The organism is Streptomyces sp. DSM 40868, from assembly GCF_011820545.1.
In the GTDB taxonomy this organism is placed as follows: domain Bacteria; phylum Actinomycetota; class Actinomycetes; order Streptomycetales; family Streptomycetaceae; genus Streptomyces; species Streptomyces eurythermus.
The window spans coordinates 1160273-1181677 of the sequence record NZ_CP050504.1; the positions used below are offsets into that span (position 1 = coordinate 1160273).

17 protein-coding genes are annotated in these 21405 nt (G+C 72.6%); 13 read left to right on the forward strand and 4 right to left on the reverse strand.

From position 1 onward, the window contains the following. Positions 1-126 precede the first annotated feature (126 nt). Positions 127-942: a VOC family protein gene (locus HB370_RS05035; RefSeq protein ID WP_030784432.1), complete on the forward strand. Its 816-nt coding sequence runs from the start codon at positions 127-129 to the stop codon at positions 940-942. Between the two features lie 18 nt (positions 943-960). Here HB370_RS05035 and glgX read toward each other — a convergent pair whose 3' ends face one another. Both glgX and HB370_RS05045 read right to left on the reverse strand, forming a co-directional pair. Further along, on the reverse strand, positions 961-3105 hold the full coding sequence (glgX, locus tag HB370_RS05040; RefSeq protein WP_106980681.1) for a glycogen debranching protein GlgX: 2145 nt from the start codon (positions 3103-3105) through the stop codon (positions 961-963). Beyond that, a complete protein-coding gene (locus tag HB370_RS05045; RefSeq protein WP_030784428.1) occupies positions 3102-3614 on the reverse strand; it encodes a hypothetical protein in 513 nt (170 codons plus the stop codon). The genes glgX and HB370_RS05045 overlap by 4 nt, the downstream gene beginning before the upstream one ends. A 302-nt stretch (positions 3615-3916) precedes the next feature. Here HB370_RS05045 and HB370_RS05050 point away from each other — a divergent pair, with 302 nt between their 5' ends. The 6 genes from HB370_RS05050 (at position 3917) to HB370_RS05075 (ending at position 12820) form a co-directional block, all read left to right on the forward strand. Then, the gene (locus HB370_RS05050; protein ID WP_030784425.1) at positions 3917-4216 is read left to right on the forward strand and encodes a DUF5133 domain-containing protein; all 300 of its coding nucleotides are present in this window, start codon (positions 3917-3919) and stop codon (positions 4214-4216) included. A 111-nt stretch (positions 4217-4327) separates the two neighbouring features. Further along, positions 4328-6319, forward strand: coding sequence for an alpha-1,4-glucan--maltose-1-phosphate maltosyltransferase (locus HB370_RS05055; RefSeq protein ID WP_167512947.1), 1992 nt, complete (start codon positions 4328-4330; stop codon positions 6317-6319). Beyond that, positions 6316-8034 carry a maltose alpha-D-glucosyltransferase gene (treS, locus tag HB370_RS05060; RefSeq protein WP_167512948.1) on the forward strand — a complete coding sequence of 573 codons (1719 nt, stop codon included), beginning with the start codon at positions 6316-6318 and terminating at the stop codon, positions 8032-8034. Before HB370_RS05055 ends, treS begins: the two co-directional genes overlap by 4 nt. Positions 8035-8066: 32 nt before the next feature. Then, a complete protein-coding gene (locus tag HB370_RS05065; protein WP_030783690.1) occupies positions 8067-9431 on the forward strand; it encodes a hypothetical protein in 1365 nt (454 codons plus the stop codon). A gap of 3 nt (positions 9432-9434) precedes the next feature. Continuing rightward, positions 9435-11636, forward strand: a complete 2202-nt coding sequence (glgB, locus tag HB370_RS05070) for a 1,4-alpha-glucan branching enzyme (protein WP_030783692.1) — start codon at positions 9435-9437, stop codon at positions 11634-11636. A 95-nt stretch (positions 11637-11731) separates the two neighbouring features. Then, positions 11732-12820, forward strand: a complete 1089-nt coding sequence (locus HB370_RS05075) for a glutamate--cysteine ligase (protein ID WP_030783694.1) — start codon at positions 11732-11734, stop codon at positions 12818-12820. Between the two features lie 19 nt (positions 12821-12839). On the opposite strand, the gene HB370_RS05080 is transcribed toward HB370_RS05075, so the two are convergent. Next, positions 12840-13073, reverse strand: a complete 234-nt coding sequence (locus HB370_RS05080) for a DUF6480 family protein (protein WP_030783696.1) — start codon at positions 13071-13073, stop codon at positions 12840-12842. 149 nt (positions 13074-13222) lie between these two features. Here HB370_RS05080 and HB370_RS05085 point away from each other — a divergent pair, with 149 nt between their 5' ends. The 5 genes from HB370_RS05085 (at position 13223) to HB370_RS05105 (ending at position 19886) form a co-directional block, all read left to right on the forward strand. Continuing rightward, positions 13223-15118, forward strand: a complete 1896-nt coding sequence (locus HB370_RS05085) for an AMP-dependent synthetase/ligase (RefSeq protein ID WP_030783698.1) — start codon at positions 13223-13225, stop codon at positions 15116-15118. A 132-nt stretch (positions 15119-15250) separates the two neighbouring features. Then, positions 15251-15685 carry an ATP-binding protein gene (locus HB370_RS05090; RefSeq protein ID WP_030783700.1) on the forward strand — a complete coding sequence of 145 codons (435 nt, stop codon included), beginning with the start codon at positions 15251-15253 and terminating at the stop codon, positions 15683-15685. Between the two features lie 213 nt (positions 15686-15898). Next, entirely contained in the window at positions 15899-17275 is a 1377-nt protein-coding gene (locus tag HB370_RS05095; protein ID WP_030783703.1) for an NAD(P)/FAD-dependent oxidoreductase, read from the forward strand. Between the two features lie 93 nt (positions 17276-17368). Then, the gene (locus tag HB370_RS05100; protein ID WP_030783704.1) at positions 17369-17578 is read left to right on the forward strand and encodes a DUF4287 domain-containing protein; all 210 of its coding nucleotides are present in this window, start codon (positions 17369-17371) and stop codon (positions 17576-17578) included. A gap of 64 nt (positions 17579-17642) precedes the next feature. After that, positions 17643-19886 carry an FUSC family protein gene (locus HB370_RS05105; protein ID WP_030783706.1) on the forward strand — a complete coding sequence of 748 codons (2244 nt, stop codon included), beginning with the start codon at positions 17643-17645 and terminating at the stop codon, positions 19884-19886. A 4-nt stretch (positions 19887-19890) separates the two neighbouring features. Here HB370_RS05105 and HB370_RS05110 read toward each other — a convergent pair whose 3' ends face one another. Continuing rightward, a complete protein-coding gene (locus HB370_RS05110) occupies positions 19891-20748 on the reverse strand; it encodes an RNA polymerase sigma factor SigF (RefSeq protein WP_030783709.1) in 858 nt (285 codons plus the stop codon). A gap of 328 nt (positions 20749-21076) precedes the next feature. Here HB370_RS05110 and HB370_RS05115 point away from each other — a divergent pair, with 328 nt between their 5' ends. Then, a complete protein-coding gene (locus HB370_RS05115; RefSeq protein ID WP_030783712.1) occupies positions 21077-21319 on the forward strand; it encodes a hypothetical protein in 243 nt (80 codons plus the stop codon). The last annotated feature ends 86 nt before the right edge of the window (positions 21320-21405 follow it).

The window sequence follows — 21405 nt, forward strand, 5'->3', positions numbered from 1 at the left end:
TCCATCGTGCGCAGGGGCCTGCACCCCTGCCACCCGGGGTACCCGGGAGGCATTTCGACCCCGTCCGGCCGGACACTGGTGTCGTACCGGTGGCCGCCCGGGCCCCGAGAGCAGGACGCGACTGCCATGAACCACGAAAGCCCCGCCGGCGGCGCGCCGCGCGACAAAGAGGTCGTCTCCACCCACTCCGTCTTCGGCGCGCCCTGCTGGGTGAGCCTGACCAGCCGTGATCTCCAGGCCACCCAGGAGTTCTACACGGCCGTGCTGGGCTGGCGCTGGCGCACCGCCAAGCTCGGCGAACACTTCCGGATCGCCCTGGCCAACGGGGTCCCGGTCGCCGGGATCGCCGCCGTGGCCTCCATGTGGCAGATGGCGGTGGCGTGGACGCCGTACTTCGCGGTGCGGGACGCGGACGTGGCCGTGGCCCGGGTCCGGGAGCGCGGCGGTACGGCGGCGGTCGGGCCGCTGTCCTTCCCGCCGGGCCGGGCGGCGCTGCTCGCCGACCGGGACGGCGCCACGTTCGGGATCTGGCAGGGCGACCTGGTCACCAACTGGGAGGCGTGGCGGCAGGCGGCCCCCACCTTCGTGCGGCTGCACACCCGGGACGCCTTCGACGCCGCGATGTTCTACGGCGAGATCCTGGACTGGGCGACCGGCGAGCCGGGCTGCTGCGAGGTGGAGTACGACGGCGGCGAGGTGCTGCTGCGCAGCGAGGGCGATGTGGTGGCGCGCATCGACTCGGGCGCGGTGGAGGCCGCTCCGGACCCCTCGGTGCGCCCGCACTGGCAGATCCACTTCGCGGTGACCGACGTGCCGGCCTGCGCCCGCGCGGCGGAGAAGCACGGCGGCAGCGTGCTGCGCGAGGACGGCGAGCGGGAGGCGATCCTGCGGGACGCCGACGGGGCGCAGTTCACTGTGACGGCCCGCGGCGTCTGCTGCTGAGCCCCGGCCGCCCCCGGCTCAGCCCGTGGCGCGGGACGGGCGCGACAGCAGGACCAGGCTGCGGGCCTCCAGGCGGAGCCGGGTGCCCGCCTTGCGTTCGCGTTCGTCGGGGATGCCGTCGGGGTCCGCGGTGTCGGTCAGGGTGGTCCAGCGCTCGCCGAAGGAGTCGTCGGGCAGGCGGAAGACGACCGGCTCCCAGTAGCCGTTGACCAGCAGCAGGAAGGAGTCGTCGACCATGCGGCGGCCGTAGGGGTCGCGTTCGGCGATGGCGTCGCCGTTGAGGAACACGCCGACCGAGTGCGCGTCAGCGCGCTGCCAGTCCCGGTCGGTCATCTCGCGGGCGTCGGGCCGCAGCCACACCAGGTCGGGCAGCGGCTGGCGGGCGTTGGTCGCGGTCTCGCCACGGAAGAAGCGGCGCCGGCGCAGCACGGGGTGCGCGGCGCGCAGGGCGATCAGGCGCCGGGTGAACGCGGTCAGGGCGCGCTGCTCCTCGGTGAGGTCCCAGTCCACCCAGGAGGTCTCGTTGTCCTGGCAGTAGGCGTTGTTGTTGCCGCGTTGGGTGCGGCCGAGTTCGTCGCCGTGGCAGAGCATCGGGATGCCCTGCGACAGCAGCAGCGTGGCCAGCAGGTTGCGCTGCTGGCGGGCGCGCAGTTCGAGGACGGCCGGGTCGTCGGTGTCGCCCTCCGCGCCGCAGTTCCAGGACCGGTTGTGGCTCTCGCCGTCCCGGTTGTCCTCGCCGTTGGCCTCGTTGTGCTTGTCGTTGTACGACACCAGGTCGCGCAGCGTGAAACCGTCGTGGGCGGTGACGAAGTTGACGCTCGCGCGCGGCCGGCGCCGGCTGTGCTGGTAGATGTCGGAGGAGCCGGTGAGCCGGGAGGCGAACTCGCCGAGCGAGCCGGGCTCGGCCCGCCAGAAATCCCGTACGGCGTCCCGGTACTTGCCGTTCCACTCCGACCACAGCGGCGGGAAGTTGCCCACCTGGTAGCCGCCCTCGCCCACGTCCCACGGCTCGGCGATCAGCTTGACCCGGCTGATCACCGGGTCCTGCTGGATCAGGTCGAAGAACGCCGAGAGCCGGTCCACCTCGTGGAACTGCCGGGCGAGGGTGGCCGCGAGGTCGAAGCGGAAGCCGTCGACATGCATCTCGGTGACCCAGTACCGCAGCGAGTCCATGATCAGCTGGAGCACGTAGGGGTGCCGCATCAGCAGGCTGTTGCCGGTGCCGGTGGTGTCGTAGTAGTGCGCCCAGTCGCCGTCGACCAGGCGGTAGTAGGAGGCGTTGTCGATGCCCCGGAAGGACAGCGTGGGGCCGAGTTCGTTGCCCTCGGCGGTGTGGTTGTAGACCACGTCGAGGATGACTTCGAGGCCGGCCGCGTGCAGCGCCTTCACCATCGCCTTGAACTCGTTGACCTGCTGGCCGCGGGAGCCGAAGGCGGCGTAGGCGTTGTGCGGGGCGAAGAAGCCGATGGTGTTGTAGCCCCAGTAGTTGGACAGGCCCCGGTCCTGCAGGATGCCGTCCTGGACGAACTGGTGCACCGGCATCAGCTCCACCGCCGTCACCCCGAGCGAGGTGAGGTGCTCGGTCACGGCCGGGTGCGCGAGCCCGGCGTAGGTGCCGCGCAGCCGCTCGGGGATGTCCGGGTGGGTGCGGGTCAGCCCGCGGACATGGGCCTCGTAGATGACCGAGTCCGCGTACGGCGTCCGGGGCGGGCGGTCGTCGCCCCAGTCGAAGAACGGGTCGGTGACCACGCCCAGCATGGAGTGGCCGGCGCTGTCGGCCGGGGCCGGCCCGTCCGGGGCGCGCTCGTAGAGCGAGGGGTGGTTGTCGATCTGGCCGTCCACGGCGCGGGCGTACGGGTCGAGCAGCAGCTTCGCCGGGTTGCAGCGGTGGCCGAGCGCGGGCTGCCAGGGGCCGTGCACCCGGTAGCCGTAGCGCTGTCCGGGGCCGACGCCGGGCAGATGGGCGTGCCAGACGAAACCGTCGACCTCGTGCAGCCGGACGGGGGTCTCGGTGCCGGCGTCGTCGACGAGGATCAGGTCCACGCGCTCGGCGACCTCGCTGAACAGGGCGAAGTTGGTGCCCTGTCCGTCGAAGGAGGCGCCCAACGGGTAGGGGTGCCCGCTCCAGACGGGCACCCCTGTGCGTCGCGTACGGGCGGTCACCGGCTGCCCTCCAGGGTGGCGCGGTGGGCGGGGGCGGGACCGGCCAGCACGGTCACCGGCTGGTCGCGGGGCACCTTCAGGCCGGTGCGCAGCGCGGGGTCGGGGGCGAGCGGGACCAGCGGGACGCGCTGGCCGGCCCGGGCGCGCTGCGAGAACCAGATGATCGTGCTGCCGGTGGCCGTGGCGCAGCAGCCCCAGCCGTCGCTCATGGCGGCGATGTCGGCCAGGCAGGACCGCAGGTCCGCCTCCGGGCGCAGCTCGGGATCCTCGCCGCCGAGGGCGGTGATGAGGTGCTGGCCGTTCCACCACATCTCGATGGACGTGTGCTTGTTCCTCGCGTGCGCGTCGATCGCCCGCAGCAGCAGTTCGGCGCCGCGGCGGACGGGCTCCACGAGGTTGTCGAGGTCCCAGTGGCGCAGATGGGCGGCCAGGATGCGGCCGACCTGTCCCACCCGCTCCGGGCCGACCTCCACGTCGAGGTGGTAGTAGCAGGGCACTGCGGTCTTCATCGTCGCTTGCTCCTCACCGGCGAAGCTCTCGCTCCCCTCGCCCGCCCGGAGGGATTTCCGGACACCCAGCGTGAGCGTTGATCGCTTCAGAGTCACTTCCACGGTGCGGGCACTACGCCATTCGTGCAACACGAGCCGCCGACGGTCCCACTCGTTGAAGATCCAACAAGACGCTGCGTCGTCGCGCGTGCACCATGAGTGAAAGCCTCGATCGCCGTAACGGTGCCGTGCCCTCCCCTGCGCGGACACCACCCGACCGTCGGGAACGCGCCCAGTCGAGAGCGTGGAGGGTGAAGAGGGCCATGCTGCTACCCGCCAAGGCCGAAGTGGCCCGGCAGTTGCGGCGTTACCGGGCGTGGGAGCGCGTGATGCTCGCCGCGCCGCACGACCGCACGGTCCGGGCCACCTTCGAGGACTCCGGGTACACCCTGTGCGTGCTGATGGGCAAGCGCTGCGCCCGCGAGGCCGTGGACGCCGCCGAGCGCTATCTCCGCACGAACCTGGTCACCTACCTGCGGGAGCAGGACGGGCGGCCGCAGCCGCGCCGGACGGCGAGAAGAGGGCCGCCGTCGGAGCGGCGTTCCACGGCGCCAAGCCCCTGACCTGGCACCGTACAAGGCGTTCCCTGCGGGTCCGGCGAGAGACCGGCCCGACTTATCGGATCGCGGAGCCGGGCCGGGCGCCCGGCTCCGCGCACGGCGGAGGTGAGATATATGCGCAGGACCCCGGCCATCGGCCGTGTACCGGTACGTGACGTCCGGCCGGCCGTGGAGTGCGGCAGGCGCCCGGCGAAAGCGGTGGCCGGGGAGACGTTCGAGGTCACGGCCACCGTGTTCCGCGAAGGGCATGACGCCGTGGGCGCGAACGTGGTCCTGCGCGATCCGACGGGCCGGCGCGGCCCCTGGACCCCGATGCGGGAACTGGCCCCGGGCAGCGACCGCTGGGGGGCGGAGATCACCCCGGACGTGACGGGGCGCTGGTCCTTCCGCGTGGAGGCGTGGAGCCATCCGCTGGCGACCTGGCGGCACACCGCGTCGGTGAAGGTGCCGGCCGGGATCGACACCGGCCTGGTGCTGGAGGAGGGCGCGGAGCTGTACGAGCGGGCCGCCGCCGGGGTGCCCAGGGGCCCCGGCCGGGACCTGGTGCTGGCCGCGGCACGCGCCCTCGGCGACGACACCCTGTCGGTCCACCACCGGCTGAAGGCGGCGCTCTCCCCCGAGGTGGAGGACGTACTCGCCCGGTATCCGCTGCGGGAGCTGGTCACCGCGTCCGACGCGATGCCGTTGCTGGTGGAGCGCGAGCGCGCCCTGTACGGCTCCTGGTACGAGTTCTTCCCCCGCTCCGAGGGCACCGCCGAACAGCCTCACGGCACCTTCCGGACCGCCGCGCGCCGGCTGAAGGCGATCGCGGACATGGGCTTCGACGTCGTCTACCTGCCCCCGATCCACCCCATCGGCACCACCCACCGCAAAGGCCCCAACAACTCCCTGACCGCCGGCCCCGACGACGTCGGCGTGCCCTGGGCCATCGGCTCCCCCGAGGGCGGCCACGACGCCGTCCACCCCGCCCTGGGCACCCTGGAGGACTTCGACCACTTCGTCGCCGAGGCCGGCCGGCTCGGCCTGGAGGTCGCCCTCGACCTCGCCCTCCAGTGCTCCCCGGACCACCCCTGGGTGGAGAAGCACCCCGAGTGGTTCCACCACCGCCCCGACGGCTCGATCGCCTACGCGGAGAACCCCCCGAAGAAGTACCAGGACATCTACCCCCTCGCCTTCGACGCCGACATGGACGGCCTGGTCGCCGAGACCCTGCGGATCCTGCGGCACTGGATGGCCCACGGCGTGCGCATCTTCCGCGTGGACAACCCCCACACCAAACCCGTCGTCTTCTGGGAGCGGGTCATCGCCGGGATCAACCGCACCGACCCGGACGTGATCTTCCTGGCGGAGGCGTTCACCCGCCCGGCGATGATGCACACCCTGGCCCAGATCGGCTTCCAGCAGTCGTACACGTACTTCACCTGGCGCAACACCAAGCAGGAGCTGACGGAGTACCTGAGCGAGCTGACCGGTGAGGCGGCGGCCTACATGCGGCCGAACCTCTTCGCCAACACCCCCGACATCCTGCACGCCTACCTCCAGCACGGCGGGCGGCCCGCGTTCGAGGTGCGGGCCGTACTCGCCGCCACCCTCTCCCCCGCCTGGGGCATCTACTCCGGCTACGAACTGTGCGAGAACACCCCGCTGCGGGAAGGCGCCGAGGAATACCTGGACTCGGAGAAGTACCAGCTCAGGCCCCGCGACTGGGAGGCCGCCGAACGCGAGGGCCGGACCATCGCCCCGCTCATCACCCGCCTGAACACCATCCGCCGCCGCCATCCCGCACTCCAGCGGCTGCGCAACCTCCACTTCCACCACACCGACAACGACGCCGTGCTCGCCTACAGCAAACGCACGGGGACGGACACGGTCGTCGTGGTCGTCAACCTCGACCCGCACCACACCCAGGAGGCCACGGTCTCGTTGGACATGCCGCGACTCGGCCTGGACCGGCACGCGTCCGTTCCGGTGCACGACGAACTGTCGGGCGAGACCTACCACTGGGGCGGCACCAACTACGTGCGGCTCACGCCCGGCCGGGCGCCCGCGCACGTGCTCCACGTCGGGCGCTCGACGCCCCGGATCGGAGGGCCCGCAGCGTCATGACCGTCAACGAGCCCGTACCGGACACCTTCGAGGACACGCCCGCCAAGGACCGGGACCCGCAGTGGTTCAAACGCGCCGTCTTCTACGAGGTCCTGGTCCGCTCCTTCCAGGACAGCGACGGCGACGGCGTCGGCGACCTGAAGGGCCTGACCGCCAAACTGGACTACCTCCAGTGGCTCGGCGTGGACTGCCTGTGGCTGCCGCCGTTCTTCAAGTCACCCCTCAGGGACGGCGGTTACGACGTCTCCGACTACACCGCCGTGCTGCCGGAGTTCGGTGACCTCGCCGACTTCGTGGAGTTCGTGGACGCCGCCCACCAGCGCGGCATGCGGGTGATCATCGACTTCGTCATGAACCACACCAGCGACCAGCACCCGTGGTTCCAGGAGTCCCGCAAGAACCCCGACGGCCCCTACGGCGACTACTACATGTGGGCCGACGACGACAAGCGGTACGAGGACGCGCGGATCATCTTCGTCGACACCGAGGTCTCCAACTGGACCTTCGACCCGGTGCGCGGCCAGTACTACTTCCACCGCTTCTTCTCGCACCAGCCGGACCTCAACTACGAGAACCCGGCCGTCCAGGAGGAGATCCTGGCCGCCCTGCGGTTCTGGCTGGACCTCGGCATCGACGGCTACCGCCTGGACGCGGTGCCCTACCTGTACGCGGAAGAGGGCACCAACTGCGAGAACCTGCCCGCCACGCACCAGTTCCTGAAGCGGGTGCGCCGCGAGATCGACACGCTCTACCCGGACACCGTCCTGCTGGCGGAGGCCAATCAGTGGCCGGAGGACGTGGTCGACTACTTCGGCGACTACTCCGCCGGCGGGGACGAGTGCCACATGGCCTTCCACTTCCCCGTCATGCCCCGCATCTTCATGGCCGTGCGACGCGAGTCCCGCTACCCGGTCTCCGAGATCCTCGCCAAGACCCCCGCCATCCCCTCCGGCTGCCAGTGGGGCATCTTCCTGCGCAACCACGACGAGCTGACCCTGGAGATGGTCACCGACGAGGAACGCGACTACATGTGGGCCGAGTACGCCAAAGACCCCCGCATGCGCGCCAACATCGGCATCCGCCGCCGCCTCGCCCCCCTGCTCGACAACGACCGCAACCAGATCGAGCTGTTCACCGCCCTGCTGCTGTCCCTGCCCGGCTCGCCGATCCTCTACTACGGCGACGAGATCGGCATGGGCGACAACATCTGGCTCGGCGACCGCGACGCCGTGCGCACCCCCATGCAGTGGACCCCCGACCGCAACGCCGGCTTCTCGACGTGCGATCCCGGACGGCTGTTCCTGCCCACGATCATGGACCCGGTCTACGGCTACCAGGTCACCAACGTCGAGGCGTCCATGTCCTCCCCCTCGTCGCTGCTGCACTGGACCCGCCGGATGATCGAGATCCGCAAACAGAACCCCGCCTTCGGCCTGGGGTCGTTCACGGAACTGACGTCCTCCAACCCGGCGGTGCTGGCGTTCCTGCGCGAACACGGCGACGACCTGGTGCTGTGTGTGAACAACTTCTCCCGCTTCGCCCAGCCCACCGAACTCGACCTGCGGGCCTACGACGGACGGCACCCCGTCGAGCTGATCGGCGGGGTGCGCTTCCCCGCCATCGGCGAACTGCCCTACCTGCTCACCTTGCAGGGCCACGGTTTCTACTGGTTCCGGCTCACCCGAGTCGCATCCCGCATCGGCCGCCGCCGCTGACCCGTCCGGCGCCGAGGAAAGGACGCGTCACCATGCCGAAGACCATCACCGCCCGACCGCGTACCGCGACCGTGCTCGACGGGCCGCTGGACTCGCTCGGCGGGCTGCTGCGCGAATGGCTGCCGAGGCAACGCTGGTTCGCGGGCAAGGACCGGCCCGTCACCGAGCTGTCGGTGCTGTCCGTGACCGAGCTGTTCCCGGGCTGTCTGCACCTGCTGGTGCACGCCTCCCACGTGCCGGTGCCCACCCCCGGCGGCACACCCCCGCCGGGGGACTGCTACCAGCTGCTGCTGGGGCTGCGCCCGCACCTCGCGCCACGCCTGGAGCGGGCGTTCATCGGGCGGGCCGTGGACGGACCGCTGGCCGGCCTCGCGGTGTACGACGCGCTGCACGACCCGCGCTCGGCCCATCTGCTGCTGGAGCGGCTGCGGCACCCCGGCACGGCGGGCCCGCTGCGGTTCGAGGCGGACCCGGCCGCCCGGGTGCCCGGCGGACTGCCGCCGCGGCTGCTGGACGCCGAGCAGTCCAACTCCTCGATCGTGTACGGCGACGCGTACATCCTGAAGCTGTTCCGCCGGATCCAGCCGGGCGTCAATCCGGACCTGGAGGTGCCGGCGGCGCTGGCCGCCCTCGGCTGCGCCCGGGTACCGGCGCCGGTGGCCTGGTTCACCACGGCCGACCCGCGCCCGGCCACCCTCGGGGTGCTCCAGCCGTTCCTGCCGGACGCCACCGACGGCTGGTCGCTGGCACTGGGCGCGCTCGCGGCGGGCGACGACTTCACCGCCGAGGCCCGCGCGCTGGGCCGGGCCATGGCCGAGGTGCACCTGGCGCTGGCCGAGGCATTCCCGCCGGCCGGGCCGGGCGAGAACGGCCGTACGGCCGAGGCGATGCGCGCGCGGCTGGACGCCGCCGCGCACGCCGTGCCCGGGCTGCTGCCCTTCGTGCCCGGTCTGCGGGCCGCGTTCGCGGCGCTGGCCACCTGCGACACCGGGCCGCCCGCCCAGCGGGTCCACGGCGACCTGCACCTGGGACAGGTGCTGCGGGCCGGCCGCGACTGGTTCGTCATCGACTTCGAGGGCGAGCCGTCCCGTCCGCTCGCCGAACGGCGCACCCCGCAGTCCCCGGTGCGGGACGTCGCCGGGATGCTGCGCTCCTTCGACTACGTGGCCCGGCAGCGCCGCCCCTGGCGACCCGAGTGGGCGCGCCGCTGCCGGGAGGCGTTCTGCGCGGGCTACGCGGCCCGCGCGGGCTGGGATCCACGCAAGAAGCACGCGCTGCTGCGCGCGCACGAGACGGACAGGGCGGTGTACGAGGTGCTGTACGAGGCGAGACACCGGCCGGACTGGCTGCCGGTACCGATGGCGGCGATCAAGCGGCTCGCCGTGTGGGGAGGCTGACGCATGGCACTGCGCGACACCACGCGTCCCGAGGCCGCGGGCCCGGTGCCGCCCGTGGCCGCCCCCCTGGACCCGGCCGACCGCGGCCGGCTGCTGGCCGGGACGCACCACGATCCGCACGCCCTGCTGGGCGCGCACCCGGTGCCGGGCGGCACGCTGGTGCGGGCGCTGCGCCCGAACGCCCGCGCGGTGAGCGTCCTGGCCGACGGTGACCGTACCGAGCTGCGCTCGGAGGGCGACGGGCTGTTCGCCGGCGTGCTGCCCTGCCCGGACATCCCGTCGTACACCCTGCTGGTGGCGTACGACGACGGGGAGCGGGAGGTGCACGACCCGTACCGCTTCCTGCCCGCGCTGGGCGAGCTGGACCTGCATCTGATCCGGGAGGGCCGGCACGAGCAGCTGTGGCGGGCGCTCGGGGCGGAGCCGATGGTCCACCAGGGCGTGGCCGGCACCCGGTTCACGGTGTGGGCGCCTAACGCCCAGGGGGTGCGGGTGGCCGGGGACTTCACGTACTGGGACGGCACGCAGTACCCGATGCGCTCGCTCGGCGCGTCCGGTGTGTGGGAGCTGTTCCTGCCGGGGATCGGCGAGGGCACCCGGTACAAGTTCGAGATCACCTCCCGGTACGGCCACCGGTTCCTGAAGGCCGACCCGATGGCGCGGTGCACGGAGGTCCCGCCGGACACCGCGTCGGTGGTGACGGCCTCGCACTACACCTGGGGCGACGCCGAGTGGATGGCGCACCGCGGTGACACCCCCGTGCACCAGGCGCCGTTCTCCGTGTACGAGGTGCATCTGCCGTCCTGGCGACCCGGTGCCGGCTACCGGCAGCTCGCGGAGGAACTGCCCGCCTACGCGCGGGAGATGGGTTTCACGCACATCGAGCTGATGCCGGTGGCCGGGCATCCGTTCAGCGGCTCGTGGGGGTACCAGGTCACCTCGTACTACGCGCCGACGCCCCGGCTGGGTTCACCGGACGACTTCCGGTACTTCGTGGACGCCTGTCACCGGGCCGGGCTCGGTGTGATCATGGACTGGGTGCCGGCGCACTTCCCGAAGGACGACTGGGCGCTGGCCCGGTTCGACGGGGACCCGCTGTACGAGCCCGGGAACGCCTCCCGGGCCGAGCACCCGGACTGGGGGACGTACGAGTTCGACTACGGCCGGACCGAGGTGCGCAACTTCCTGGTGGCGAACGCCGTCTACTGGTGCGAGGAGTTCCACATCGACGGGCTGCGGGTGGACGCCGTGGCCTCCATGCTCTACCTGGACTACTCACGGGACTCCGGGCAGTGGGAGCCGAACGTGTTCGGCGGCCGGGAGGACCTGGACGCGGTGGCCTTCCTCCAGGAGATGAACGCCACCGTCTACCGGCGCTGTCCCGGGGTGGTGACCATCGCCGAGGAGTCCACCGCCTGGGACGGGGTGACCCGGCCGACCGACGGCGGCGGGCTGGGGTTCGGGCTGAAGTGGAACATGGGCTGGATGCACGACTCGCTGGAGTACATCCAGAAGGAGCCGGTGCACCGCAAGTACCACCACAACGAGATCACCTTCTCGATGGTGTACGCCTACAGCGAGAACTACGTCCTGCCGATCTCCCACGACGAGGTGGTGCACGGCAAGCGGGCGCTGGTGTCGAAGATGCCCGGCGACTGGTGGCAGCGGCGCGCCGACCACCGTGCCTATCTGGGGTTCATGTGGGCCCACCCCGGCAAACAGCTGTTGTTCATGGGGCAGGAGTTCGCGCAGGGGGCGGAGTGGTCGGAGGCGCACGGGCCGGAGTGGTGGCTGCTCGGTGACGACTACCACTCGGCGGGCGATCACCGGGGCGTGCAGTCGCTGGTCCGGGACCTGAACGCGGTGTACCGGGCGACGCCGGCGCTGTGGCAGCGGGACACCGACCCGGGCGGCTTCCGGTGGGTGCTGTGCGACGCGGCGGACGACAACGTGCTGGCGTTCCTGCGGTTCGCCGCGGACGGCGGTCCGCTGCTGGCGGTGTCGAACTTCTCCCCCGTCGTCCGGCCCGGCTACCGCCTGTGGGTGCCCGACGGCGGCGCGGTCTGGCGGGAGGAGCTGAACACCGACGAGGTGCGCTACGGCGGCAGCGGTGTCGGCGCCGGGGGGCCGGTCAAGGCCGAGGACGGGTTCCTCACCCTGACGCTGCCACCGCTGGCCACGGTGTGGCTGGTGCCGGAGGGCTGAGGCGCCGCGCAGGTGTCGGCGGCCGTTCGAGGGGCATTCGGGGTCGTACAGAACCCGACTGCCCCTCGCGGCACGACATGGAAGGGCGGCACCACGTGCGCACCGTTGGAGTGGAGGAGGAACTCCTCCTGGTCGATCCGGACAGCGGCGACCCGAAGGCGCTGGCGGCGGCCGTCCTCGCCCGCGCCGCCCAGGACGATCCCGGACAGCAGGTCTTCGAGAAGGAGCTGTTCGGGCAGATGCTGGAGTTCGCCACGCATCCGCAGTCGGACATGGCCCTGCTCGGTGACGAGATCGTCCGCTGCCGCAAGGAGGCGGGCCGGCACGCCGGGGAGATCGGCTGCGGGGTCGCCGCGCTGGCCACCTCGCCACTGCCGGTCAGCCCCTCGCTCAGTGTCAACGGGCGCTATCAGTGGCTGGCGGAGCGGTACGGGATACCGACCTGGGACCAGCTCACCTGCGGCTGCCACGTGCATGTTTCGGTGGCGTCGGACGAGGAGGGCGTCGCCGTCCTGGACCGGCTCCGTCCATGGCTGCCGGTGCTGCGGGCGATGAGCGCCAACTCGCCCTTCTGGCAGGGCCGCAACACCGACTACGCCAGCTATCGCAGCCGGGTGTGGAACCGCTGGCCGTCGGCCGGGCCGACCGAGCCGTTCGGCACCCCCGAGCGGTACCACCGGCGGGTGACCGACATGGTGGACACGGGGGTCGTGCTGGACGAGGGCATGGTCTACTTCGACGCGCGGCTGTCCGCCCGCTACCCGACGGTGGAGGTCCGGGTGGCGGACGTGTGCCTGGGCGCGGAGACCGCCGTCCTGATCGCGACGCTGGTCCGCGCCCTGGTGGACACGGCCGCGGCCGAGTGGCGGGCGGGCCGGCCGGCACCCGACACCGGGGTGAGCCTGCTCCGGCTGGCCGACTGGCAGGCCGCCCGGTTCGGCCTGGAGGAGAACCTGCTCGACCCCGTCACCCTGCGGCCCCGGCCCGCCGCACGGGTGCTGGAGTCCCTGCTGGAGCACACCGGCGACGCGCTCAAGGCCAACGGCGACGCCGACCGCGCCGCGCGGGGCATGGAGGAACTGCTGCGCCACGGCAACGGCGCGCGGGAACAGCGCAGGCTGCTGGAGCGCACCGGCAGCCTGCGGGACGTCGTCACCGAGTGCGTGCGGCGCACCCAGGGCTGAGCGTCCCGCCCGGCGGCGGTCACAGGATCAGGGTCAGCGCGTAGGCCAGGAAGAACGCCGCGATCAGGATCACGAGGACCAGGATCACGGTCAGCGGCGCCTTCCCCCAGCCCTTCGGCGGATTGTGCGTCTCCTGGGGCCCGGCCTCGGGCATGCTGCTCTCGGCGGGCGGGGTCTCGCCGGGCGGGACCGAGCCGCCGGGTTCCAGCCCGGTGCTGCGCTCGGGCTCAGGATCGGGGTTCACATGACTCATGTCCCCCGAGTCCCCCGGACACGCCCACATCATCAGCCGATCACGACTTCTCCGATCCGGTCACCGAACGCTGTCCCCTGAGCTACATTCGAGCACCGCCGACACCGAGCCGTTCGGCGGAGTGACCCTCCGTACCCCGGGAGCAGCGCATGCGGAACGTCGCCCCCGCCCCGGCCGCCGCCCCGCCGCTCACCGGCGGCCTCGCCGACAGCGTCTTCGCCGCGGCGGAACGCGATCCCGCGCTGCCGGTGCTGGCGCACCGCGCGGAAACCGCCGACGGCTGGCTCACGGTGACGGCGGCCGAGCTGCGCGACGAGGTGGTGGCCGTGGCCAGGGGCCTGGTCGCCGCCGGGATCTCCCCCGGCCACCGGGTGGCGCTGATGGCCCGGACCCGGCACGAGTGGACGGTGCTCGCCCACGCCCTGTGGGCCGTCGGCGCCGAGCTGGTGCCCGTCCACCCGGCCTCCTCGCGCGACCAGGTCGAGTGGATCCTGCGGGAGGCGGACTGTGTCGCCGTGATCGTGGAGGACGAGCAGGGCGTCATGACCGTCGGCACGGTGTGCGCCCGGCTGCCCCGGCTGCGGTACGTCTGGCAGCTGGACGCGGGCGCCCTCGCCGATCTGGTCGCGGACGGCGCGGCGGTGCCGTACACCACCGTGGAGTCGCTGCGCCGGCTCGTGCTGCCGGACGCCACGGCGGCCGTCGTGCACACCTCCGGCACCTCCGGCCGGCCGATGGGCTGCGCACTCAGCCACCGTGGCCTGGCCTACCCGTGCGACACCCTGCTGGCCGGCTGGGCGCACACCGCCGCGCCCCCGGGGCAGCGGCCGTCCGTGCTGGCCTTCCTGCCGTTCTCCCATGTGTACGGCCTGATGATCATGCTGACCTGTGTGCGCGGCGGGGTGCTGCTGGCACACGAGCCGGAGGTGACCGGGGCGGCGCTGGCGTCGGCGCTGCGCACGTTCCGGCCGACGTACCTGTACGGCGTGCCGTCGGTGTTCGAGCGGCTCTACAAGACCTTCCTGCGCACCGCCCGGCAGGCGGGCCGGGGCGCGCTGTTCGAGCGGGCCGCGCGCACGGCGCGGGAGTTCGCCGCGGCCGAGGAGCGCCGGCGGCTCGGCGCCGGGCCGGGTCCGGGGCTGGAGCTGAGACTGCAACACGCCCTGTACGAGCGGACGGTGTACCGGGGGCTGCGGGCGGCGCTCGGCGGCCGGGTGGTGCGCGGTGCCTCCGGCGGTTCCCCGCTCGGCCGCGAACTGGGCCTGTTCTACGAGGGCATCGGCGTGTTCGTGCACGACGGTTACGGACTCACCGAGACCGCCGGCGCGATCACCATGCAGCCGCTGGGCCGGGAGAAGGCGGGGACGGTGGGCACCGCGCTGCCGGGCACCGGGATCCGGGTGGCCGACGACGGGGAGATCCTGGTCCGCGGGCCCTCGGTGTTCCAGGGCTACACCGGCGACGAGCAGGCGACCCGGGCGGCGCTGCGGGACGGCTGGCTGGCCACCGGGGACCTCGGCCGGCTGGACGCCGACGGCTACCTGACGATCACCGGGCGCAAGAAGGACGTCATCGTCACCAGCGGGGGAAAGACCGTGGCGCCGGCCCTGCTGGAGGAGCGGCTGCGCGCCCATCCCCTCGTGCACGAGGCGGTGGTGATCGGCGACGGCCGGCCCTGCGTCGGCGCCCTGATCACCCTGGACCCGGACTTCCTGGCGCACTGGCGGACCGCGCTCGCGCTGCCCGGGGACGCCCGGGCCCGGGAGGCCCGCGAGGAGAACGCGCTGCGGGAGGAGATCGCGCGGGCGGTGGCCGCCGCCAACAGTGCGGTGTCCCGCGCGGAGTCCATCAGGGTCTACCGTGTCCTACCGGAACCGTTCGCGGCGGTCGCCGGGTTGCTCACGCCGTCCCTGAAGCCGCGCCGGGACGCCGTGGTACGGCACTACGCCGCCGAGATCGAGGCGATGTACGCGGCCCGGTCCCGGCCGCGGCCGGTGGTGCGGGAGCCGGCCGAGTGGGACGAGCCGGACGACGTGTTCCGCTGAGGAGGCCGCGCTCCCGGGGCGGGGAGTGCGGACGGATAGTCCGCGCGGCAGGGGGAACCCGCAGCGCAGCGAAGAGATCAGTTGACGACGACCGCCCGGACCGGCGGGGCCGGTCGGGGCCGGGGAAGCGAGATGGCGACGGAGCCGCGTTGGGACGACACACCACCGTCGGAGGAGAGGTACGAGCGTACGTTCTCCTTTCCCGGTGAACTGCGCAACGTCACGGGGGCGCGGCTCGCCGCGGAGGAGTTCCTGCGCGCCCTCTCCCGTCAGGCGCCACCGGGCGCCCAGGAGTACTGGGACGACATCCTGCTGGTGGTGACCGAACTGGCCGCGAACGCCATCCAGTACGCGCCGGGCCCGTTCGACCTGCGGATGCGCCGCACCTTCGACGGGGTGCACGTGACGATGCGGGACACCAACCCGGCCCGCCCGGAGCCGCGGCCCTTCCATCCGCGCACCGGTGGCGGCGGGATCGGCTGGCACCTGGTGCACACGCTGTGTAGCCAGGTCAGCGTCGTCGTGCACGACACCGGCAAGGACATCCACGCGTTCCTGCCCTGGTGACGCCGGGGACGGCGGACGGCCGTACGACGTGTAGGCGGGCCCGCACCGGTTACTCCACCGGGCAGCGGGGGCGAGGCCGCCCCCCACGCGTTCGTCTGCCTGCCGCACCCGGCTGGCGGGGTGCCCGCGGGCGCGGTGGGATCGGAATTGGCGCACGGCGATCCCGGGCATGCGAACAGCGTCGAGCCGGACCGCCCGGAGCCGCAGAAAGGGATGAACACCGTGACACGACCCAGGATCCTGGTGGTGGGCGCAGGCTTCGCCGGAGTCGAGTGCGTCCGCCGCCTGGAGCGGAAACTCGCCCCCGACGAAGCCGACGTCACACTGGTGACGCCGTTCTCCTACCAGCTGTACCTGCCTCTGCTGCCCCAGGTCGCCTCCGGCGTGCTCACGCCGCAGTCGATCGCCCTGTCGCTGCGCCGCAGCAAGAAGTACCGCACCCGGATCATCCCGGGCGGCGCGATCGGGGTGGACCTGAAATCCAAGGTGTGCGTCGTGCGCACCATCACCGACAAGATCGTCAACGAGCCCTACGACTACATCGTGCTCGCCCCCGGCAGTGTGACCCGCACCTTCGACATCCCGGGCCTGACCGAGCACGCCTTCGGGATGAAGACGCTCGCCGAGGCCGCCTACATCCGCGACCACGTCATCTCCCAGCTGGATCTGGCGGACGCCAGCGACAACCCGGCCGAACGGGCCGCGCGGCTGCAGTTCGTGGTGGTCGGTGGCGGCTACGCGGGCACGGAGACCGCGGCCTGCCTCCAGCGCCTCACCCACGCCGCCGTGCAGCGCTACCCGCGCCTGGACCCGGGTCTGATCCGCTGGCACCTGATCGACATCGCGCCCAAGCTGATGCCGGAGCTGGGCGAGAAGCTGGGCCGCAGCGCGCAGGAGATCCTCGGGCGGCGCGGTATCGAGGTCTCGCTGGGGGTGTCGATCGACAAGGCCGGCGCCGAGGAGGTCACCTTCACCGACGGCCGGGTGGTGCCGACGCACACCCTGATCTGGACGGCCGGGGTGGTCGCCAGCCCGCTGATCGCCACGCTCGGCGCGGAGACGGTCAAGGGGCGGCTGGCGGTGACCGCCGAGATGTGCCTGCCGGGCCACGACGGGGTGTTCGCGCTCGGCGACTCGGCGGCCGTGCCGGACCTGGCCAAGGGCGAGGAGGGCGCGATCTGCCCGCCCACCGCCCAGCACGCCATGCGGCAGGGCAAGGTGGTCGCCGACAACGTCATCGCGACGCTGCGCGGACAGCCGATGCGGCCCTACGAGCACAAGGACCTCGGTCTGGTCGTCGACCTCGGCGGCAAGGACGCGGTGTCCAAGCCGCTCGGTGTGGAGCTGCGCGGGGTGCCCGCCCAGGCGGTGGCCCGCGGCTACCACTGGTCGGCGCTGCGCACCAACGTCGCCAAGACCCGGGTGATGACCAACTGGCTGCTGAACGCGGTCGCGGGCGACGACTTCGTGCGCACCGGCTTCCAGGCCCGCAAGCCCGCCCGGCTGAAGGACTTCGAGTTCACCGACGCCTATCTGACACCGGAACAGGTGCGGTCCCGGGTGGAGGGCGCGGCCGTCGAACCGTCCTGATGTGACCGTGATCACCGGTGGCCGCCGATGAGTCCGCCCGGGCCCGGCCGTCCACCAGGTGATCACGAACACTCCACGGAGGGACGCACCACCATGACCGAGAAGACCGTCAAGGGCCCGGCGAGCTACTTCCCCTCGATCGAGAAGAAGTACGGCCGCCCGGTCGGCGAGTGGCAGGAGCTGATCCGTACCTCGCCGCTGACCCGGCACACGGAGCTCGTAGGCTGGCTGAAGTCGGCCCACGGGCTCGGCCACGGGCACGCGAACGCCCTGGTGGCCGCCACCCTGGCCGAGGGCAGGTAGCCCGGGCGCGCGTGCGATGCTGGATCATGGAATCGATGGCTGGCACGGGAGAGAGCGCGGCTAAGTGAGGGCAGCGGGACGGTCGGGACGGGTACGGCTGTGGGACCGGCTCGCGGCGTCGGACCCCGGACTGCTCCGGCTGACGGCGGGACTGCGCACGGTCACCGCCATCGCCCTGACCCTCGCCGTCCTGGCCGCGATCGGCGTCCCGGTGCCCCGTCTGGTCGCCGGGGCCATGGCCGCGATGGTCGCCACCTTCGCCATCCGGGAGAAGCAGCCCGTCCGGCAGGCCGGCACGCTCGCGCTCGGTCTGCCGGTGGCGCTGGCCTCGGTGTCGCTGGGCGCGCTGCTCAACCAGCACGTCGTCGCCGGCGACCTGTTCTTCGTCGCCCTGATCTTCAGCGCCGTCTACGGCCGCCGGTTCGGCGACCGCGGCACGGCGCTCGGGCTGATCGGGTTCCAGATCTACTTCCTGTCGCTGTTCGTGCAGGCCACGCCAGGTGTGCTGCCCGCGCTGTACGGCGTCATCGGCGTGGCGTTCGCGTGCAGCGCCACCGCCCGGTTCGTGCTGTTGCCGCAGACCCCGGCGGGCACCCTGGACCGGCTGCGGCGGGCCTTCCGCGCCCGGCTCGCCCAGTTGATCGCCAGTCAGGCGAAGCTGCCGGACGCCGGGCCGGAGGAGGTGGAGAAGGTGCTGGAGGAGCTGCGCACCCGCACCGCCCGGCTGCACGAGACGGCGCTGATGATCCAGGGCCGGCTGGAGGACGGCACCTCGGACCCGGCGGTGGCCCGGCTGCTCCAGCGCCGGGTCGCGGACGCCGAGATCGCGGCCGAGCGGCTGGGACTGTTGCTGCTCACCGCGCGCAGCGCCGAGCGGACCGACACCCTCACCCTGCATCTGCCGGGCGCCCCGGTGCCCTCGGGGGTCGAGTCGCCGGTGCGGGACGGGGCGGCTTCCGCGCTGCGCCGGGATCTGCGGGCGCTGCGGGTGCTGATGCTGCGGCCGGCCGGGGAGGCGTCCGGGACCGCGCTCGCCCAGGTGCGCAACCGGCTGCTGGGCTATCGCGAGGAGGAGAACCTGCCCGAGGCGTCCCCGGCCGTGCAGGACGTCTTCCGGGGGCTCGGCGAGGCGGCCCGCGCCTCGCTCGGTCTGCGCATGGCCCTGGACGGCCCGCAGGACGAGTCCGCCGACACCCCGGCGACCACCCGCTCGCGCGAGGAGCTGGACGCGGAGGACGCCGCGATCGAGATCAGCGAGGAACAGGAGCCGGAGGCGGAGCCGACCGGGCTGCGCCGGCCCACCACCCGGGCCGCCCTCCAGGTGGCCGTCGGCTCCTCGCTGGCCATCGCCGGCGGTGAGCTGCTGTCCAGTCAGCGCTGGTACTGGGCGGTGCTGACCTGCTGGATCGTCTTCCTGAACACCGCCTCCACCGGCGAGATCCTGGTGAAGGGCTACCGGCGGCTGCTGGGCACGGTGCTCGGCGTGGTGGCGGGCATCGGGCTCGCCGGGCTGGTCGGGCACCACACCTGGACGGCGTTCGCCCTAGTGCTGGTGTTCATCTTCGCGATGTTCTACAGCGCGCCGCTGTCGTACACCCTGATGTCGTTCTTCGTCACCGCGATGCTGGGGCTGCTGTACACCCTGCTGAACACCTACAGCGCGGAAGTGCTGGTGCTGCGGATCGAGGAGACGGCGCTCGGCGCGGCCTGCGGGGTGTTCGCCGCGGCGGTGGTGCTGCCGGTGCACACCGACCGCCGTACCAACGAGCTGCTGGTGGCGGTCCTGGACCGGCTCGCCGATGTCACGCGGGGCGCCGTCGACCAGCTGAGCGGCGGGACGGGCGGCGATCTGGTGGAGCGGGCGCGGGAGCTGGACCAGGCGCTGGCGGACCTGCGGGCGGCCACCCAGCCGCTGACCCACCCGATCACGCCGCTGCGCTCGCGCCGGGACTCGGTGCGGTACGTGGTGGCGCTGCTGGAGACCTGCGCGTACCACGGGCGGTCCCTCGCGGCGACGGCGGAGCTGCTGCCGACGCACCCCTCGATCGCGGCCGATCCTCGGCTGCGCGGGGCGTGCGGGCGGATCGTGCACAACATCGAGGCGATCGCGGCGCATGTGGCGGACCCGCGGGCCGCCGTGGAGATCGAGAGCGGCCCCAGCATCGCGTCGATGCTGGAGCCGGGAACCCTGCGCACCCCGCGCTACGGCCGGGTGACCGACCGGGTCCTGCGCCATCTGCAGCGGCTGGACGAGGCGGTCTCCGGTCTGGCGCGTCCGCTCGGCGTGACCGGCGGGCCGGCCCGCTGAGCGGCTACCGCTGCCGTCCGGCCGAACCGGGCCGGCGGGTGCCGAGCGCCTCCTCGCGGATGCGGGCGCAGCTGCGGCTGATCAGCCGGGAGACGTGCATCTGCGAGATGCCGAGCCGGTCGGCGATACGGCTCTGTGTCATGTCCTCGAAGAAGCGCATGTAGAGGATGGCCCGCTCGCGCTCGGGGAGCCGGCGCAGCCCCTCCTTCGCGGCCTCCCGGTCCACGACGACGTCGTAGGAGGTGTCCGTCTCGCCGAGGGTGTCGGCGAGGCTGTAGCCGTCGTCACCGGCGGACAGCTCGGCGTCCAGGGAGAGGGTGCTGAAGCTCTCCAGCGCCTCCATGCCGGCGGCGACCTCCTCCTCGGTGAGGCCGGTGTGGGCGGCGATGTCGGCGGCGGTGGGTTCGGGGCTGCCGGGGTTCTGGGTGAGTTCCCGTCGGGCCACGCGGACCCGGTTGCGCAGCTCCTGGACCCGGCGGGGCACCCGCAGGGCCCACATCCGGTCGCGGAAGTGCCGCTTGACCTCTCCGGTGATCGTCGGCACGGCGTAGCTCTCGAAGGCGCCGCGGGACGGGTCGAACCGGTCGATGGCCTTCACCAGTCCGAGCGCGGCCACCTGGCGCAGGTCCTCCACGGATTCGCCGCGGTCGCGGAACCGCCCGGCGATCCGGTGGGCCATGGGCAGCCAGGCGGTGACGAGTTCGTCGCGTACGGCGTCCCGCTCGGGGCCGTCCTCCAGCTCCGCCAGCCGGGCGAACAGCGCCGCGGTGTCGGGGGCGTCGTCGTGGTTGCGGCGGGCGGACGTCCCGCCGGCGGCGGGGGTGGTCGTGCCGGGACGGCTTGTCGACATGTCGGTCAGCATGCGGAATCGCTCCTGAACGTGTTGCAGGGCACCTCCGGAAACAGGGGTTCCGGGTTCTGGCCCGAACGGTGGTGTCAGGGTTTCGCCGCGGGTTCGCCGCCGGGCCCGGCGGGAGGGGCCCAGGCAGCGGGTCTCTTCCCCGCTGGGCGCGCGCCTCCGGTCCGAAGCACGAGATTCCGCCTGCCCCCTCGCCCAGCGGGCAAACACCGCCATGAGCGGAACTTCGCCGGCCGCTTCGCGCAAGCGGAACGCGGGCCGGGGCTCATTCCGGACCGGGCACGCTCGGTACGGGTGTCATCACCCGGCAGCGCGCGGGTACCCGCCGTACATGACGGATGTCGTGGACGCGGATGAGTTGTTGCGCCGCATCCGGCGCGGCCGGGAGCACGCGGCGGCGCAGGAGGAGGCATGGCGGGAGCGGGCCCGGAGCCTGGCGGCGACGGATCCGGAGGGCGCCGCGGAGGCGGCCGACCGGGCGCGGGCCTTCGAAGCGGTGCTGCGGGTGCTGGAGGAGATCGTCAGCCCGGGCGGGGAGCCCGTACGGGCGGACGGAGTGAAACAGGTCACCTGACCCGATATGGGCTATGGGGAGGCCCGGTAAATGGTTTATCGTTCATCCATACGTGATGCGGGAGCCGCGCGGGACCGCGCTGTGCC

Excerpts from the sequence above, each read along its gene's own strand:
- HB370_RS05035 (WP_030784432.1), top strand. The coding sequence starts at position 127 with ATGAACCACGAAAGCCCCGCCGGCGGCGCGCCGCGCGACAAAGAGGTC.
- HB370_RS05045 (WP_030784428.1), bottom strand. The coding sequence starts at position 3,614 with ATGAAGACCGCAGTGCCCTGCTACTACCACCTCGACGTGGAGGTCGGC.
- HB370_RS05050 (WP_030784425.1), top strand. The coding sequence starts at position 3,917 with ATGCTGCTACCCGCCAAGGCCGAAGTGGCCCGGCAGTTGCGGCGTTAC.
- HB370_RS05055 (WP_167512947.1), top strand. The coding sequence starts at position 4,328 with ATGCGCAGGACCCCGGCCATCGGCCGTGTACCGGTACGTGACGTCCGG.
- treS (WP_167512948.1), top strand. The coding sequence starts at position 6,316 with ATGACCGTCAACGAGCCCGTACCGGACACCTTCGAGGACACGCCCGCC.
- HB370_RS05065 (WP_030783690.1), top strand. The coding sequence starts at position 8,067 with ATGCCGAAGACCATCACCGCCCGACCGCGTACCGCGACCGTGCTCGAC.
- glgB (WP_030783692.1), top strand. The coding sequence starts at position 9,435 with ATGGCACTGCGCGACACCACGCGTCCCGAGGCCGCGGGCCCGGTGCCG.
- HB370_RS05080 (WP_030783696.1), bottom strand. The coding sequence starts at position 13,073 with ATGAGTCATGTGAACCCCGATCCTGAGCCCGAGCGCAGCACCGGGCTG.
- HB370_RS05085 (WP_030783698.1), top strand. The coding sequence starts at position 13,223 with ATGCGGAACGTCGCCCCCGCCCCGGCCGCCGCCCCGCCGCTCACCGGC.
- HB370_RS05090 (WP_030783700.1), top strand. The coding sequence starts at position 15,251 with ATGGCGACGGAGCCGCGTTGGGACGACACACCACCGTCGGAGGAGAGG.
- HB370_RS05095 (WP_030783703.1), top strand. The coding sequence starts at position 15,899 with ATGAACACCGTGACACGACCCAGGATCCTGGTGGTGGGCGCAGGCTTC.
- HB370_RS05100 (WP_030783704.1), top strand. The coding sequence starts at position 17,369 with ATGACCGAGAAGACCGTCAAGGGCCCGGCGAGCTACTTCCCCTCGATC.
- HB370_RS05110 (WP_030783709.1), bottom strand. The coding sequence starts at position 20,748 with ATGCTGACCGACATGTCGACAAGCCGTCCCGGCACGACCACCCCCGCC.
- HB370_RS05115 (WP_030783712.1), top strand. The coding sequence starts at position 21,077 with ATGACGGATGTCGTGGACGCGGATGAGTTGTTGCGCCGCATCCGGCGC.